The sequence below is a fragment of the Streptomyces sp. CLV115 genome, from assembly GCF_038448545.1.
In the GTDB taxonomy this organism is placed as follows: Bacteria; Actinomycetota; Actinomycetes; order Streptomycetales; family Streptomycetaceae; genus Streptomyces; species Streptomyces sanglieri.
This window is the reverse complement of sequence record NZ_JBCEWQ010000095.1, coordinates 1-17,939: the sequence shown is the minus strand read 5'-3', so window position 1 is coordinate 17,939 and position 17,939 is coordinate 1. Positions and strand designations below refer to the sequence as shown.

The following is a 17,939-nucleotide window of genomic DNA, read 5'->3' as shown; positions in this document are numbered from 1 at the left end:
GGCCCGATGCCGCGTGCTCGTGCAGGGCGCTGTTGTCGCAGCCCACACCGCGACGGCGCACCTGCGCGGGCGGACCGTACCCCACACCCCTCACCCGCCCGTGTTCCGGACGGCAGGAAGCTGCCGGCCCCGGAGTGCCGGCAGGCAAGATGCGGTGGTTCAGGAAGGAAGCGTCGTCGTGAACAACAGACCATCCCGAGGTGCCGACCGCCTCGCGGCCATATTTGACGCCCTCCCCGACGGCCTCGTGCTCGTGAACAGCAACGGCACGATCGTCAATGCCAACACCATGGCCCTCGGCATGTTCGAAAGGCCCGGCACGGTGCTGGTCGGCCGTGGGCTGTTCGACCTGCTGCCGGACTTCGACCCACGCCTTCTCCCGGGCTCGATGCCGCTGCCCGGGGACGCCGGCGGGCAGGGCCGCACCGCGCCCGCGCGCATGGTCGCCCGGCGTGCCGACGGCAGCGAGTTCGCGGCCGAGGTCACCGGCGTCCATCTGGACGACCGGCACGAGACGCCCGACCCCTACCACGGCCACAGCGACGACCGGCTTCTCCTGCTGGTGGTGCGGGACCTCGCCGGCACCCTCGATGCCGAGGCCGAACTGGTGCGCTCGCAAAGGCAGTTGGAAATGATCCTGCGGGCAGCGTCGGAAGGGGTCGTCGGCACCGACGCCGAGGGCCGCGTCGTACTGGTCAACCCGGCCGCGGCACAGATCCTCGGCTACCGGGCCAGCCGGCTGGGCGGGCAGCAGCTCCACCCGCTGATCCTGCACTCCCGGGCGGACGGCGAGCCCTTCCCGTACGAGGAGTCACCGCTCTGCGACACCCTCGGATCCGGCCGCAAGCACCGGGTCCGCGAGCAGGTCCTGTGGGCGCAGGACGGCGAACGGATTCCTGTCGACATCACCACCGCGCCGGTACGCGACGGGGGGCAACTCGTCGGCGCGGTCATGACGTTCACCGATCAGCGGCGCTACGAACGGCTCGCGCGGAAGCACGAGGAGCAGCTCGCCGACCTCACCGAGCGGCACAACGCCGAACTGGACCGGCACGAGGAGCGATACGCGGCCCTGGACGCCCGGCACGCGCAGCTGAAGGCCGTCCTGGACGGGGCCCTGCACGGGTCTCTTGAGCGACTGCGTACCGAACTCGGCATCCTGGCGGCCGACGACGCCTTTCACCTGTGGCCGGAGGCCAACCAGCTCCTGCGGCACCTGTCGGCCGGATACGCCCGGATGACCGCCCTCGTGGACGACGTGCTGGGGTATCAGCGGCTCGACGCGGGCACGGACGGGCTGCGCAGGAAAGCCGTCCTGCTCGACCAAGTGGTGGACGACGGCATCGACGGAGCCGTCGAACTGATCGGTCCGGGCCGGCTCCGGTTCTCCGTGGACACACCACCGATCGAGGCGGAGATCGATCCGGAACGGCTCGCGACCGCGCTCACCCACCTCGTCGCGGACGTGGCAGGCATCGACGTCGACATGGGTGCCGCGAGTGTGGACCCGACGATCGTCGTCGTGGCGGCACAGCGGGGAGACACCGTACGGATCGAGGTCCGAGGGCCGCACACCGGCGGCGATCCCGTGCGTCAGCCCATCGTGCGGGGGATCGTCGCCGCTCACGGCGGTGTGGTGCGGGCACGCGAGGTGCGGGAGACGGGCGGGACCGCGTACGTCCTCGAAGTGCCCGTCGCGGCGGGCAGGAGAGCCGCCACCTCGCAGCCTTCCCCGGACGCCCGGCACGCCCTGCCCGCTCCCAGGTCTTCCGGAGAGGTTCCGGACACCGGCGGCAGCGGCCGTCGACATGCCCGGCGCGCTGCAACGGACATGGTCCCGCGCGGCTCGACGGCTCCCGCGCACCACGGATCCGGACCGACCGGCCGCCGCCGGGGGCGCCCGGCCGAAGGCGTCGTGGTGACCGCGTCCGAGGGTGCGAAGAAGCACGCCGCGCCCGGAGACGCCGTGCACCTGCACGGGGTGCGAGGAGGGGCCCCGGCCTCCATGCACGCGGGCGTGCCGACCTTCGAGGCGGACGAGGGCGGGTTTCCCGTACCGCTGTCCACCGAGGACGGGCGGCATGTGCTGGTGGCCGCGCAGGAGTGGCCGGCCACGGCCGAGGTCGTGCCCTGGACCCGGTTCGGGACGGCACCGGCCCGGGCGGAAGGTGTCCCCGAGCTGATGCAGGTGCCCTCGGGGTGGCCCGAACCGCCGCCCCCTGCCCCGGCGCAGTCCCTGCCGGGCGGGGTGACTCTGTACCACGTACCGGACGCGCTGGACGCATCGGTCACGTAGTTCGCCACGGCCCCGCATTTTCCGCCCGGACTCCGGCCGGCACACGAGCTCCACCGTCACACCGAATGAACGGCCATGGCCGGCGGCCGTGCTTCCGGAATCGGAATCCGGTGCCATGAATTTCCGGCAGATGCGGAAAGGGGCGTAAATTCGCGGTGCGTGAACCGTGCGAACCGGTCGGCGTGGAGCGGTTCTTATCCGGTCCGAAAGCCGGACTCAAGAAAACCTTAAGGATCTTCAAGGAAGCCGATGCCGGCATTTTCTTGAGATTCCAGCAGCTAAGGGCTGTCCCGCAATTCCTGGCGGGCGTGCGACGACAGCTACGGCACCTCGCCGCGTTGTCGGAACGTCCACATACACCCAGTATGTGGACGTCCCTCCGCCTTGCGATGCACCGCATCTGACGCCGCACGCTGTTCCACCAGGAATTGCGGGACAGCCCTTAGGTTCAGCTCTGTGGAAACCCGGGACCATCCTGAAGTGAATATGAACCCCTCCGCATTTCGGCCGACGGGCGCTCCGGTGGGCCGGCGGCGTACCTCGCGCACCGGACCGGCGTCCGCCGGTCCGGCTTCCGGCCCCCGGCACGCCGCGAGCCGGTCGGCGCCCGCAGAGTCCGCGCGGACCAGGCACCGCGAGCAGCCTGCGCGGTCGCGCCGTGAGTATCTGGCACGAGTCGCGAAACAGGCCTTTCCCGCCGGGCCCCGAATCCCGGTGCCCCTTTGGATCTCTCCGAAGTCCCTGCGTGGAGGGCTGATCGCGGGAGTCCTCTGGGTCCTGGCCCTGTGGGCCGTGGGCATGCGGCCGACGCTCCGGCTCGACGAGCTGTTCGCGACGTTCGCCCATCTCACCGGCCTGCTCGCCGGCTACGGCGCTCTGGGCATGTTCTTCCTGATGGCACGGGTGCCCGCCCTCGAACACGGCGTCGGCGCCGACCGGCTCGCGCGGTGGCATTCGTGGAGCGGGCGCTGGGTGCTGCTGTTGTGTCTGGGGCACGCACTGCTCGCCCTGTGCGGATCCGCCGCACGCCACGGGAACGACCTGCTGACCTCCGCGTTGCAGATGCTCAGCCGTACGCAACTGGCGCTCGCCACACTCGGACTGGTGCTGCTGTGTGCCGCCGGAGCCGTATCGGCGCGGTCGGTACGCGGCCGGATCCCGCACGAGACCTGGCGGGCGGTGCACCTGCTCACCTACCTCGGAGCCGCGCTCGGGGTGGCGCACCAGATGACCGGCCCGGATCTCGCCGGCAACACCTGTGCCTTCTGGCTGTGGGCGCTGCTGCACGCCACGGTCGTCGTGCTGCTGGTCCGATACCGGATCGTCGTCCCCGTACGCCAGGCGCTGAAGCACAACCTGCGGGTCGTGGAGGTCAAGGCCGAGGGGCCCGATGTGTTCTCGGTCGTGATGGAGGGGGACGGTCTCGGCGAACTCCAGGCGGAGGCCGGGCAGTTCTTCCGCTGGCGGTTCCTGCGGCGCCGGGTCTGGCACTCCGCGCTGCCGTTCTCGCTCTCCGCGCCCGTGCGGGACGACAGACTCAGGATCACCGTCAAGGCGGTCGGGAACCACACCCGGCGGATCCGAAGGCTCAAACCAGGTACGCGAGTGCTGGCCACGGGGCCCTTCGGTGCGATGACGGCCCAACGACGCAAGCGGCGCAAGGTGCTGCTGCTCGCGGGCGGCGTGGGAATCACACCGATGCGGGCGCTCTTCGAGGCGCTGCCGGGCGGACCCGGCGACATCACCCTGCTCTACCGGGCAGGCAGCGAGGAGCAGTTGGTGCTGCGGGAGGAACTGGAGGCCATAGCCGCGTTCCGTCAGGCGGGACTGCACTATCTGCTCGGCCCGTCCGACGCCTCGTTCAATCCGCTCGCGCCGCAGACGCTGCGCAGTCTGGTCCCCGACCTGGCCAGGCGCGACGTCTATCTGTGCGGGCCGCACGGCATGACCGTCGCCGCGGTGGCGGCACTCGTCCAGGCCGGGGTTCCGCAGAAGCGAATCCATACCGAGAGCTTCGCCCTGTGACCAGAACTCCGGCCCCGGCCGCCTGGTTTCGTGCCGGCAGTGCCGGTCGTGCGGAGTGCGATCCCGTCCACGGGCAGGTCGGCGGATCCCGGGGAGGTGCCGGATCCCGGCCCTGCCCCGGGCCGCCCGTACACACCTGCCCATCCGAACGCCGGACACGCTCCGCAGTCGTCTGTCTACACTGTGTTGACTTCTCGCAATGGCGCGAGAACTTGATCACCACGGGGATCTCATGGGATTCGGCTTCGGGCAGCGGCGCGGCGGGCAACCCCCCGCTGAGCGGACCAGCTTCGTCGGACGTGCAGAGGAGATCTCGCTGATTCAGGCGGCCTTCGGCGAAGTACGGCTGATCACGCTGGTGGGCCCCGGAGGTGTCGGCAAGAGCCGCACCGCCCTGCGCGCGGCGGAGGGGCTGCGGGAACGGTTCCCGGACGGGGTGTGGCTGGCCGAACTGTCGGCCCTCTCCGACCCGGAACTCGTACCCGCGACGCTGGCCACCGTGCTGGGAGTCCCGGACCAGGCCGGGAAGGAGCCGCTGGACGCGGTCGTCGACCATCTCAAGGGGCAGCAGCTGCTCATCGTGCTCGACACCTGCGAGCACATGGTCGACGCCTGTGCCGTACTCTGCGACGTCCTGCTGCGCGAGGCCGCCGAGGTGTGCGTGCTGGCCACCAGCCGGCAGCCCCTCGACGTGGCCGACGAGCGGACGATGCCGATCACGCCGCTCGGAGTGGACGACGCCGTGGAGCTGTTCACACAGCGGGCCGCCCGTGTGCTGCCCGGCTGGACCGTCACCGAGGCCAACCGGACACAGACACTGGCACTCGTCGAACGGCTCGACAGAATCCCGCTCGCTCTCGAACTGGCCGCCGTACGCCTGCGGGTCGCACCGCTTGCCGAGCTGGTGTCCCGGCTGGACCGCCGGTTCGAGGTGTTCACCGGCGGGCAGCGCGCGGCCTGCGCCCGGCACCAGACGCTGCGTACGACCATCGGCTGGTCCCACGAGCTCTGCACCCCGGCGGAGCGCCTGCTGTGGGCACGCCTGTCCGTCTTCGCCGGCCCGTTCGAACTGTCGGCCGCCGAACGGGTGGGCGGGGGCGGCGGGCTCCCGTCCGACGCGGTCCTGGAGGCACTGTTCGGCCTGGTGGACAAGTCTGTCGTGCAACGCGTGGGCGAGGACGGGGCGCGCTACCGGCTCCTGGACACGATCCGTGAATACGGTGCCGAGCGCCTCGACGAGGAGAGCGACGCGTCCGCCGTGCGCGGTCGGCACTTCGAACACCATCGCGACACGGTCGGTCGACTGTGGGTCGAACTCATCACTCCGGCCCAGACGGAGCTGCATCGAGCGGTACGCGGCCAGATCGCCGACATCCGGGCCGCTATGAAGTACGCCTTCACAGCCCCGGGCCGCGCGGCGGAAGGGCTGAGCCTCGCCGTGCGGCTCGCCCCGCACTGGCGGGCGACCGGCACCCTGTCGGAAGGGCGGTACTGGATCGACAAGGGACTCCGTCTGGTGCCCGAGGACCGCTCGGAGCGGGCCTGGGGCCTGTTCATGTCCGGCGTGTTCGCCACCTGGACCGCCGACCTCGCGGAGGCGCCGACCTTCTTCCGGGAGGCACGGGAGGCGGCGCTGAACTGCGACGAACAGCGCGTCGCGATGTTCACCGAGCCGTACATCGGGGCGATGAGAGCGCTCTGCGGCGAGATCGAGGAGGGACTGGCCGAACTGGAGCAGGGGCGCCGGCGGATCGTCGCCGTGGGCGACTCGCTGGGCATGAGCCTGGTCCACTACGAGGGCGCGCTGCTGCGGGCGGTGCTCGGGGACACCGACGGGGCCCTCGAACTGTGCGAGATGGGGCTGGCCCATCTGCACGGCACGGGCGATCGCCAGTTCTACGGATCCACGCTCATGGCCGAGGGCCTCATCCTCTGGCTCGCCGGACGCCACGAGGAGGGCGCCGACGCGCTGCGGCAGGCCCTGGACGCCATGAGCGAGATCGGAGACGTGCTGGTAGCCGCGCTCTGCTGTCTGGGCCTGGCCTGGCACGCCGCACACCAGGAGCGCCATGTGAGGGCGGCATGGCTGCTGGGATACGCGGAAGGCGCGCGGCGGCTCGGCGGCGACCCCGTGGCCATGCTGACGTCCGTGCTGGAACAGCAGGAGGCGACCCGGAACGCCGTGCGGGAAACGCTGGGGAACACGGAATACGAACGCTGGTACGGCGTGGGGGCCCGGCTGTCGGGGACCGAGATCCTGGACGCGGTCCGCGCGGACACCGACAGCCCACTGGCCGGGCAGCGACTGCCCCGCAGCCGACCGGGATCCCCGGTGACCGAGGTACTCACCCCGCGGGAGCGGGAAGTCGCCACGCTCGTCGCACAGGGACTGTCCAACCGGGAGGTCGCCGAGCGGCTCGTGATCTCCAAGCGGACCGCGGACACACATGTCGAGCGCATCCTCACCAAGCTCGCGATCGACTCACGCACCGAGATCGCGTCGGTGCTCAGTGCCTAGGGTTTTTCGGTTGGTTCGGCCGGAACGTCCGGTGTCCCGGCCGAACGGACCGCCGTGCGGCAGAGTCTGACGATCCGTTCGGCGGCCGTCCGCGCCGAGGCGCCGACGGCCGGCCGTCGGACCGCCGGTCTCGGTGGCCTCCGGGACCGGCCGTGCCCGGCCGTGCCCGGTGGGAACAACCCGGGCGGCCGCGTCGTTGATCCACTCGCTCTGCACCACGACCCGAGGAGTACTGTGCCCGGTACCGCTTCCACCAGCACCACGGTCGGCTCACTCCCGTCGCTCGCCGCTCAGGCGGAGCGCCTGAGCGAACTCGGGGTGACCGAACTCGCCGGCATACCCGCCGCCGAGGTGCGCGCCTTCGCCGAGGGCGCCGGCGACGACCGTACGGACGCGCTGCTCGTCGTCCACCCGGACCGCGCCCCCGCCTCCGCCCTCGCGCCGCTGCTCCGACGTGACGGCAAGCCCGGATTCGTCGTCGTCGACATGTCCGACGTCGATCGGTTCGCCCCGGTGGACATCGAGTTGCCCGAAGCCTCCCTCTACCTCGTGACCGGCATCGACCGCGGCGACGACAAGGCCGACTGGAGCCCGGAGGAGGCGCTGCCCGCTCTTGCCGGGGAGGACCGCTCTCCGCTGCTGCTCACCGAGGGCATCCACTGGGTGCTCCAGCAACCGGGGGCCCTGGAGCGCAACCGCTGCTTCATGACCATCGGTTCCCGGCTGCGCAAGGCGAACGGAGGCTTCGACGCCCGCACCCCGGCGATCTGGATCAGCAACGGCACCGGGAGGGACGGCAGCGAGCGGCGCAACGCCCCGAAGGTCGGCTGGTGCTGGTGGGGCAACCGCCACACCTGGCTGGGCTTCGCCTCCGCCACCGGCCGAGAGTCGGTGTGAGCCGACGGCCGGGCCACGGGGCAGCGCCTTCCGGGACGGTGTGCTGGAAATGATCACGCGTGGTGGATCATGGACGGGTGACACGGCGCCATGAACTGACGTGCGCCGAGCGGGTGTTTCACCAACCGTCGCCCGCACCGTCCACCCGCCGCCGGGAGGCAACCCGGAGCACCATGCCGTCGTCCTCAACGGCGGGTCGTCTCAGGGAGGTCATGCGGTGGGTACGCACGCCGACATCGTCAGAACACTGCCGGAACTGCTCGGGGACCACGCCCGGCGCCTCGGGGACAAGGTCTGTTTCCAGGACGTGTTCACGCGGGTGACCTACCGGGAGCTGGAACTCAGGACCGCACGGCTGGCCGGCCACCTGGCCGGACTCGGTCTGGCGCGCGGTGATCGGGTGGCCGTACTGCTCGGCAACCGGGTCGAGGCGGTCGAGAGCCTGCTCGCCGTCACCCGGGCGAGTGGCGTGGGCGTGCCCCTGGACCCCGGGAACTCGGACGAGGAACTGACCCGCCTGCTGGACGACAGCGGGGCCCGGGTGCTCATCACCGATGACGCCGGCCTGGCACGGCGGCCCGCGTTGCCGGGCCGGCCCGGACTGACCGTGGTGGCGGTCGGGGGAGGCCACGAGGGGGAGGCAGGAAACCCGTCCGCGCGCACGGGTTCCGAAGGACCGGCGGACGAGGACGGCGGCACCGGGGGCGGGCCCGCCCCCGGTGCCGGTGGCGTTCTGCGGTACGAGGAGCTGGCGGGTACGGAGCCGATGACGCCGGCCCGGGACGATCTCGCACTGGACGACGTGGCCTGGCTGCTCTACACCTCGGGCTCCTCCGGCGCGGCCAAGGGCGTTCTGTCCACCCAACGCAACCGCCTGGCCCCGGTCGCGGCGGGCCTTGTCGGTGCCCTGGGCCTGTCCGAACAGGACCACGTGCTGTGGCCGTTGCCCCTCCACCACGCGATGAGCCAGATCGTGTGCTTCCTCGGGGTGACGGCGGTCGGGGCGAGCGCGGTGCTGCTGCCCCGGTTCTCGGTGGCGGGAGTGCTCGGCGAACTACGGGGCAAGGACGCCTCGTTCACCCTGCTCGGCGGCGTCCCGACCACGTACTCTGCGCTGCTCGACACGGTGCGCGGCGAAGCGGGCGCCGAGGGTCTCGGCGCGCCCGCGCTGCGGGGCTGCGTCAGTGCGGGCGCCGCGGCGGGGCCCGGGTTCCGCGAGTCCTTCGAGGCGATCTGCGGCGCCCCCTACCTGGAGCACTACGGCAGCACGGAGGCGGGCCCGGTCACCATGCCGGCGCCGGGCGAGGCGACATCGTGCGGCCGGGTGCTGTCCGGCACCCGGGTCCGGGTCGGCGGCGGCACCGACGGCCGGGACACGGGAGAGGGCGAGCTGTGGGTCACCGGGCCCGGGATCATGGCTGGTTACCACGGCAGGCCGGAGGCCACCGCGGAAGTACTGCGCGACGGCTGGTTTCGCACGGGGGATCTGGCCAGGATCGACGCCTCCGGCGAACTGACGATCACAGGCCGGGCGAGCGACCTCATCATCCGGGGCGGGGTGAACATCCACCCTTCGGAGGTGGAAGCCGTGCTGCGGCGACTGCCGGGGGTGGCGGACGCCGCCGTGGCCGGACGCCCGCACCCCTCCTTCGGTGAGGTACCGGTCGCCTATCTGGTCCCCGGGCCCGGTGACGACGCCCTGGACCGGGGGAGTGTCCTCGCCGCCTGCCGTGCGGAACTCTCCGGACACAAGGTGCCCGCCGAACTCTTCGAGGTGGCGGAGATCCCCCGTACCGGCTCCGGAAAGATCGTGCGGCGCGACCTCGCCGGCCTGCCGGCTCGGGCACTGGGCACGGTGGCCGCCGGACAGCCCTCGCAGGACCTGCTGAACCTGGTGCGGAACGAGGCGGCGGCTGTGCTCGGCTGCCCGGCCCGGGAGGTGGAACCGCGCACGGCACTGCGGGACCTGGGCATGGACTCCCTGACGGCGACGGTGCTGCGGGAACGACTGTCGGCGGTGACCGGCCTGCCGCTCTCCGAGGCCGTCGCCTTCGACTTCCCCACCGTCGCCGCGCTCGCCGCCCACCTCGGAGAACGCAACGCCGCGGCGTCCGCCGACGCCGGACCCGTCAACCGGAGTCCGGCCCGCTCGGACGACGACCCCGTGGTGATCGTGGGAATGGCCTGCCGCTACCCCGGAGACGTGACCTCTCCCGAAGAGCTGTGGCAGCTGGTGGCCGACGGGAGGGACGCCATCGGCCCCTTCCCCACCGACCGGGGCTGGGACACCCGGGAGCTGTACGACCCGGACCCGGGGCGCTCCGGACGGACGTATGTGCGCGAGGGCGGCTTCCTCTCCGGTGTGGACCGCTTCGACCCCGGCTTCTTCGGCATCTCGCCCCGCGAGGCCCTGGCCATGGACCCGCAGCACCGACTGCTGCTCGAAGTGGCGTGGGAGGCCTTCGAACACGCCGGTCTCGTCCCGGGCACCCTGCGCGGCTCGCCGACCGGGGTGTACGTCGGGCTGATGTACAGCGACTACGCCCGCTGGCTGACGAGGACGCCCGAACACGTCGAGGGCTACCTCGGCCTCGGCAACGCCGGAAGCGTCGCCTCGGGACGTATCGCCTACACCTTCGGTCTCGAAGGCCCGGCCCTCACCGTGGACACCGCGTGCTCCTCGTCCCTGGTGGCCCTGCACCTGGCGGCCCAGGCGCTGCGCCGGGGCGAGTGTGCCTTCGCGCTGGCCGGCGGTGCCACGGTGATGTCGGGGCCCTCGTCGTTCGTCGAGTTCAGCCGCCAGCGGGCGCTGTCCCCGGACGGCCGGTGCAAGGCGTTCGGCGCTTTTGCCGACGGCACGGGATGGGCCGAGGGCGCCGGCATGCTGCTGCTCAGCCGGCTGTCCGAGGCGCGCCGCGCGGGACTTCCGGTGCTGGCCGTGGTGCGTGGCTCGGCGATCAACCAGGACGGCGCGAGCAACGGACTGACCGCGCCGCACGGACCGGCGCAGCAGCGGGTGATCCGGCAGGCCCTCGTGGACGCGGGGCTGAATCCCGGCGACATCGACGCGGTGGAGGCGCACGGCACCGGCACCCGGCTGGGAGACGTCATCGAGGCGGAGGCCTTCTTCGCGACCTACGGGCGCCACGAACGGCAACACCCCCTCCGGCTGGGCTCGGTGAAGTCCAACATCGGCCACACCCAGGCCGCAGCCGGCGTGGCCGGCCTGATCAAGATGGTGCAGGCGATGCACCACGGAGTGCTGCCGCGTACGTTGCACGCCGACGAACCGACCCCCCGTGTCGACTGGTCGACAGGGCGGATCGAGCTGCTGAGCCGGGCGATGGAGTGGCCCGCCACGGGCCGTCCGCGCCGGGCGGGGGTGTCCTCGTTCGGCATCAGCGGCACCAACGCCCATGTGGTGCTCGAAGAGCCTCCGCGCGCCGTGACGGAGCCGGAAGGCACTGTACGTCCCGGACCGGCCGCGGTGGCCGTCGCGGTGTCGGCCAGGAGCCTGCCGGGGCTGCGGGCCCAGGCACGGAGGCTGTACGACCACATGGCCGCAGCCCCCGACGCCGCCCCGGCGGACATCGGGTACTCGCTCGCCACCACGCGCGCGGCCTTCGACCACCGGGCCGTGCTGGTGGCCCGGGACCGTGCCGGACTGCTCGGCGCCCTGACGGCCGTGGCCGAGGGCGTCGACCGTCCCGGCGTGCACACGGGCACGTCCCGCCGGCACGGCCCGACGGCCGTGCTGTTCACCGGCCAGGGCAGCCAGCGCATCGGCATGGGCCGGGAACTGTACGAGGCGCGGGAACTGCACCCGGTCTTCGCCGACGCGTGGGACGAGTGCTGCGCCCTGCTCGACACACTGCTGCCGGTGCCACTGCGGGACGTCGTGTTCGCCGAGCCCGGTACGCAGACGGGCGCGCTGCTGCACACGACCCGGTTCGCGCAACCGGCTCTCTTCGCCCTGGAGACCGCCCTGTTCCGGCAGTTCGAGGCCTGGGGGGTACGCCCCGGCCTGGTGGCCGGGCACTCGGTGGGCGAGGTGACGGCGGCACATGTCGCCGGGGTGCTGTCCCTCGTGGACGCGTGCACACTGGTGGCCGCCCGGGGCCGGCTCATGGACGCACTGCCGCCGGGCGGCGCGATGGCCGCCATGGCAGCCGACGCGGACGAAGTGGCCGCACACCTCGCCGAGTCCGGGTGCGCGGTGGAGATCGCCGCGGTCAACGGGCCCGCCTCGGTGGTCGTCTCCGGCGACGAGACCGCGGTGGACGAGGTCGCCGCGCATTTCAGGGAGCGGGGCCGTTCGGCGACGCGACTGCGGGTCGGTCATGCCTTCCACTCCGCTCGGATGGAACCCGCGCTGGCAGACTTCGCGAACGTGGTCCGCAGCCTGTCCTTCGCCGCGCCGAGGCTGCCCCTGATCACCGCCGTGCGGGGCCGGGCGGCCACCGACGAGGAGCTGTGCACACCGGAGTTCTGGGTGGACCATGTCCGCCGGCCGGTCCGCTTCGCCGATTCGGTGGCGTACCTGGGTGACCGAGGAGCGGCACACTACGTCGAACTGGGCCCGGACGGGGTGCTCACCGGCCTGGTCCGGGACTGCCTCGCCCCGGCCGGACCGGCCCCGGCCGACCCGGACACGGGCGGCGGCGGGCGGGCCCCGGCACCGCTGGTCCTGCCGACCCTGCGCCGGAAGCGGCCGGAGGCGGACGCCCTGCTCGACACCCTGGCCGCACTGCATGCCCACGGCACGCCGGTCGACTGGCGGGCAGTCTTCGCCGGGCGCGGCGGGCGGCGCGTGGCACTGCCCACGTACCCCTTCCAGCGCCGCCGGTTCTGGCTGGAGCCCGAACCGGGCCACCCGGCCGTGTCTCCCGCGGCCGGGGCCGGCCATCCGTTCCTGCGATCGGTCACCCGCACGGCCGACGACGACGGGGTACTGCTGAGCGGACTGCTCTCGGTGCACGACCAGCCGTGGCTCGCCGACCACGTGGTGGTGGGGGAGATCCTGCTGCCGGCCACCGCCTTCGTCGAAATGGCCGTGTACGCCGGTGAGTCGGCGGGCGCGGCCGAGCTGGACGAGCTCGTGCTGACCGCGCCGCTGCCCCTGCCCCCGGACGGCACCGTCGAAGTGCAGGTGAAGGTGGCCGGACCGGACGGCGCGGGTCGGCGGACCGTGCTCTTCCACTCCCGGCCGCACACCCCGGAGGGCGACCGGCCCTGGCAACGGCACGCCGCCGGCACCCTCTCGCCGGCCCGGCCGCCCACAGGCCGGGAAGCGGCCACCACCGGTACCGGCGGCGCACCCCGGCGGCACACACCCTGGCCGCCGGAGGAGGCCCTACCGCTGAGTGCCGGCGATCCGGCCACCGGACCGTACGAGCGGCTGGCCGCCGACGGGCTGCGCTACGGCCCCGCCTTCCGGGGCATGCGTGCCGCCTGGAGCCACGGGGAGGAGCTGTACGCCGATGTCGTACTGCCCGAAGCTGCCCGCACTCCGGGGCAGGAGGCGGACGGCCCGGGATTCGTCCTGCACCCCGCGCTGCTCGACGCGGCGCTGCACGCCCTGGCCCTGGACAGCCTCGTCACGGGCGGCTCCGGGACAGCCGGTCCGGCGGTCGGCCGGTTGTGCCTGCCATTCGCCTTCAGCGGGGTTCGTGTGCACCGCGCCCGCGCACAGCACTTGCGGGTACGGACGACACCCGGGACCGACGGGCAGACCGGAGTCGAGCTGACCGACGGGACGGGCTCACCGGTGGCGACGGTCCGTGCACTGACGCTCCGGCCCCTGCCGCGCACCGGACCGGCGACCGACACCCTCACCGGTGCCCTCCACCGGACGGACTGGGTGCCACTGACCGCACCGCCCGTCCCCGCGGCGATGCCCCGCTGGGGAGTTCTCGGCACGGCGGGCACCCGGCTGGTGGACGTCCTGGCTCCCCTGGGGTCCGGTGTCCCGGTGTACGCCGGAGCGGCGGCGTGCGAAGAGTCGTCGACCGTCGTCGTGGCCCCGTGCCCGACGCCGCCGGCCACGACCGGCGACGCGCAGGACCAGGCCGCCGAGTCGCTGCGGGCGGCGGAATGGGCGCTGGGGCTCGTCCAGGAGTGGCTCGCCCAGCCGCACCTGTCCCGCTCCCGTCTCGTTCTCGTGACGTCCGGCACAGTCGCCCCGGCCGACGACGGCCACGGGGACGACGGCCGATCCGGCGAAGAGCCGTCCGTACCGTCGCACGCGCCGGTGTGGGGCCTGGTCCGATCGGCCCTGCGCGAGAACCCCGGCCGCTTCGCCCTGATCGACGTCGACGGCCACCCGGACTCATGGAACGCCCTGCCTGCCCTGCTGGCAGCCCCGGCGCCGGAGACAGCCGTACGCCGGGGGACGGCGTACGTGCCGAAGCTGACGCCACTGGCCGGGACGGCACCGGAGCCGCGGAAGCGGCGATCCCTCGACCCTGAGGGCACCGTCCTGGTCACCGGCGGCACCGGTTCCCTGGGCATGCTGGTGGCACGGCACCTGGTCACCGCCCACGGCGTCCGGCATCTGCTGCTCGCCGGCCGACGCGGGCCCCACGCGCCGGGAGTCGGGGAATTCGTCGCGGAACTGCGTACGGCGGGCGCCGAGGTGGCCGTCCACGCCTGCGACGTCGCGGACCGGACCGCGCTCGCCGCCCTGCTCGACGCCGTGCCGGCCGCCCACCCGCTGACGGGTGTGGTGCACAGCGCGGGGGTGCTGGACGACGGCGTCGTCGCGGCCCTCACCCCCGACCGTCTGAGGCGGGTGCTGCGCCCCAAGGCGGACGCCGCCCTCGCCCTGCACGAACTGACCAGGGGACACGACCTGGCCGTGTTCACGCTGTTCTCCTCGGTCGCGGGTACCTTCGGCTCCGCCGGCCAGGCCAACTACGCCGCTGCCAACTGCGTTCTGGACGCCTTGGCACGACACCGCGCCCGGCTCGGACTGCCCGGTACGTCGATCGCCTGGGGCCCCTGGCAGCAGGACGACGGCATGATGGCGCACCTCGGCGACGCGGACCGGCGGCGGATGGCCCGCTCCGGGTTCGGCCCCCTCGGGCCCGAGGAGGGCCTGGCCCTCCTCGACGCCGCCATGGCCGGTGACGAACCCGTGGTGGTCGCGGCCCGCCTCACCCCGGCCGCGCTCCGCGCCGGTGACCCGGCTGCGGACCGGCTCCCGATGCCTGCCGCCGACGCGGATGACGGGAGCGGGAACCGACCCGGCCGGGCCCCGTCCGCTGCCGGAGAGCGGGGCGCGGCGCTGCTCGCCAGGATCCGGACCCTGGCGGCCCGTGTCCTGGGTCACGGGGACGAGGCGAGCGAGATCGACGAGGACGCCCTGCTGGCCGACCTGGGGCTGGACTCCCTGGCCGCGGTCGATCTGCGCAACGAACTCGCGGCATCGACGGGGCTGGCACTGCCGTCCACGCTGCTGTTCGACTTCCCGACACCGCGCGCGCTCGCCACCGAACTGACCCGCCGCCATGCCGCCGACGCACCTCCTGCGGGTGCCGCGCCCGACGCTCCGGCACGGCCCGACACCGTCGGCGGGGAGGCAGGCGCACCGCCGGACACCCCGGCGCGGGCCGCCGAAGCACCGCACGCCGGGGGAGCCCCGGACTCCCTGGGCGCGCTCTTCCGCACCGCGTGCGCCCGGGGGCGGAGCTGGGACGGCATGGTGCTCCTCACCGTCGCAGCCCGTCTCCGCCCGGTCTTCGACAGGTCCGGGGCGCCCGGCGCCGCGCACGAACCCGTCGTGCTCGCGGCGGGCGGCACGGGGGCCCGGCTCGTCTGCGCCCCCGCGCTCAGCGCACTGTCCGGACCGCAGGAGTACGCACGCTTCGGTGCCGGGCTTCGAGGACTGCGGCCGGTCTCCGCGGTGCGGCACCCGGGGTTCGAGTCCCGCGAGGCTCTGCCCGCCTCGCTGGACGCCCTCGTCACCGCCCAGGCCGCGGCCGTACGCGCGGCCGCCGGCGAAGGCCCTCCGGTGCTGCTGGGGCGGTCGGCCGGTGGCTGGGTGGCCCATGCCGTGGCCGAACGTCTGGAGGCCGAGGGCGGCGCCCCGGTGGCCGTCGTCCTGGTGGACACCTATCCACCCGGTCACGACGAACAGGACGAGGCGCTCTCCGCGATGACCTCGGACATGCTGCGCCGGGCGGCGGAGTTCACCTCGGACGACTCGGGCCGGCTCACCGCCATGGCCGGATACTTCGAGCTCTTCAAGGGCTGGAAACCCGCGCCACTCGCCTGCCCCACCCTGTACGTACGGGCCCAGGACCGGCTGCCCGGCACCGAACCCGCCCCCGACTGGCTCCTGCCGCACGCCGGGATCACCGTGCCCGGCGACCACTTCACCATGCTGGAGGAACATGCCCGTACCACCGCGCTCGCCGTCCACCGATGGCTCGGCGACCTGGGCTGAGGACAACCCGGGAGGGGCGCGGGTGCGGGGCGAGAAGAGGCGCAGAAGTCTCTTGCGCCCGCGGATCCTCCTGGAATGGGCTGTTCCCATGAAGAAGCGAAGCATTGCGGCCCTGACCGCGGCCCTGGCTGCGGCACCCCTGCTGGCGACGGGTGTGCCGGGGCAGCCCGCGGTGGCCGCCGACTCCGGCCCGACGCTCCTGCGCGGAGTGGACCTGGACACGGTGACGATCCCCGAGCTGCAGGAACGCATGGACCGGGGGGCCCTGACCTCGTCGGAGCTGACCCGGTCCTACCTCCGGCGGATCAAGGCCGTCGACCCGAAGATCCACGCGGTGCTGCGCACCAGCCCGACGGCCCTGCGCCAGGCGGCCGCCAGCGACGTCAGGCACCGCCTCGGGAAGGTCCGCGGTCCGCTCGACGGCATTCCCGTCCTGCTGAAGGACAATGTGAACACCCGCGACATGCCGACGACGGCCGGGTCGACGGCGCTGGCCGGGAGCCCGCCGGACACGGACGCGGACCTGGTCGTGAAGCTGCGCGCGGCAGGCGCGGTGATCCTCGGCAAGACCAACCTGTCCGAATGGGCCAACTTCCGCGCGGCGAAACCGACGTCGGGCTGGTCGGCGGTGGGCGGGCAGACGAACAACCCGTACGTCCTGGACCGGAATCCGTGCGGATCGTCCTCCGGATCGGCCGCCGCGCTCGCCGCGTCGCTGGCGCAAGTGGCGATCGGTACCGAGACGGACGGTTCCATCGTGTGCCCGGCCGGGATGAACGGGATCGTCGGCCACAAGCCCAGCCTCGGACTGGTCAGTCAGTCGGGCGTCGTCCCGATCTCCGCCGAGCAGGACACGGCCGGGCCCATGGCACGCAACGTCGTCGACACCGCGATCACCCTCTCGGTGCTCAGCGGTGACGGCGCCGCGCGCGCCCTCGGCCTCACGGACGGGGGCACGCACCCCGCCGGTCTGCGCGGCAAGCGGATCGGACTGTGGCGGCTGCCCTCGCTCGGCGCCGGGACGGACGCGCTGATGACGCGGACCGCGGCGCGACTGCGTGCCGCCGGGGCCGTGGTCGTCGAGGTGACGCCGCCGTACCAGGACAGGCTCGCGGAACTTGAGTTCCCGGCGCTGCTGAGCGAGTTCCACCGGGACATCGACGCCTATCTGGCCACCCGCAACGGGCCTCGCGACCTTGCCGGGCTGGTCGGGTTCAACCGCACGCACCCGGCCGAGCGGACCTGCTTCGCCGGACAGGAGCTGTTCGAGCAGGCCCTGGTCGCGCCGCCGACCACGGACCCGGGCCACCGGGCCGCACGCGCCGAGCTGAAGGACCTGTCCCGGCGCTCCATCGACGAGACCATGGCCGCCCACGACCTGGACGCCATCGCCTCCCCGGCCAACCCGCCCGCCTGGACGACGGACTGCGCCCGGGGCGACAACGACGTGATCCCGTCCTCCACCCCGGCCGCCGTCGCCGGGTACCCCTCGCTGTCGCTGCCCGCCGGGTTCGTCGGCGAGCTGCCGGTCGGCCTGCTCCTGATGGCCGGCGACCGCCAGGACGCCGAGCTGCTGTCGCTGGGGGCGGCGGTGGAACGGCGGCTGGACGCCTGGCGGGCGCCGCGGTACCTGCCTTCGGTGCCGTCCGACACCACTCGTTGAGGCGACCGACGACGAACGCGGTACCTGCCTTCAGTGGTGTCCGGCACCACTCGTTGAGGCGGCCGGCGACGACACCGTCGGCGGCCGCCCGGCT

6 protein-coding genes are annotated in these 17,939 nt (G+C 73.1%); all 6 read left to right on the top strand.

The window, feature by feature from the left end:
• The first annotated feature begins 178 nt into the window (after positions 1–178).
• The 6 genes from AADR41_RS27480 to AADR41_RS27455 all read left to right on the top strand — a co-directional run bounded on the left by AADR41_RS27480 (position 179) and on the right by AADR41_RS27455 (position 17,845).
• On the top strand, positions 179–2,296 hold the full coding sequence (locus AADR41_RS27480) for a PAS domain-containing protein (RefSeq protein WP_446751115.1): 2,118 nt from the start codon (positions 179–181) through the stop codon (positions 2,294–2,296).
• Positions 2,297–3,010: 714 nt separating this feature from the next.
• Positions 3,011–4,321, top strand: coding sequence for a ferredoxin reductase family protein (locus AADR41_RS27475; protein ID WP_342284089.1), 1,311 nt, complete (start codon positions 3,011–3,013; stop codon positions 4,319–4,321).
• Positions 4,322–4,553: 232 nt separating this feature from the next.
• Positions 4,554–6,839, top strand: coding sequence for an ATP-binding protein (locus AADR41_RS27470; RefSeq protein ID WP_342284102.1), 2,286 nt, complete (start codon positions 4,554–4,556; stop codon positions 6,837–6,839).
• A 234-nt stretch (positions 6,840–7,073) separates the two neighbouring features.
• Positions 7,074–7,736 carry a DUF5701 family protein gene (locus AADR41_RS27465; protein ID WP_342284088.1) on the top strand — a complete coding sequence of 221 codons (663 nt, stop codon included), beginning with the start codon at positions 7,074–7,076 and terminating at the stop codon, positions 7,734–7,736.
• Between the two features lie 217 nt (positions 7,737–7,953).
• Positions 7,954–16,182 carry a type I polyketide synthase gene (locus AADR41_RS27460; RefSeq protein WP_342284087.1) on the top strand — a complete coding sequence of 2,743 codons (8,229 nt, stop codon included), beginning with the start codon at positions 7,954–7,956 and terminating at the stop codon, positions 16,180–16,182.
• A gap of 88 nt (positions 16,183–16,270) precedes the next feature.
• Positions 16,271–17,845: an amidase family protein gene (locus tag AADR41_RS27455; protein WP_342284086.1), complete on the top strand. Its 1,575-nt coding sequence runs from the start codon at positions 16,271–16,273 to the stop codon at positions 17,843–17,845.
• Positions 17,846–17,939 lie beyond the last annotated feature (94 nt).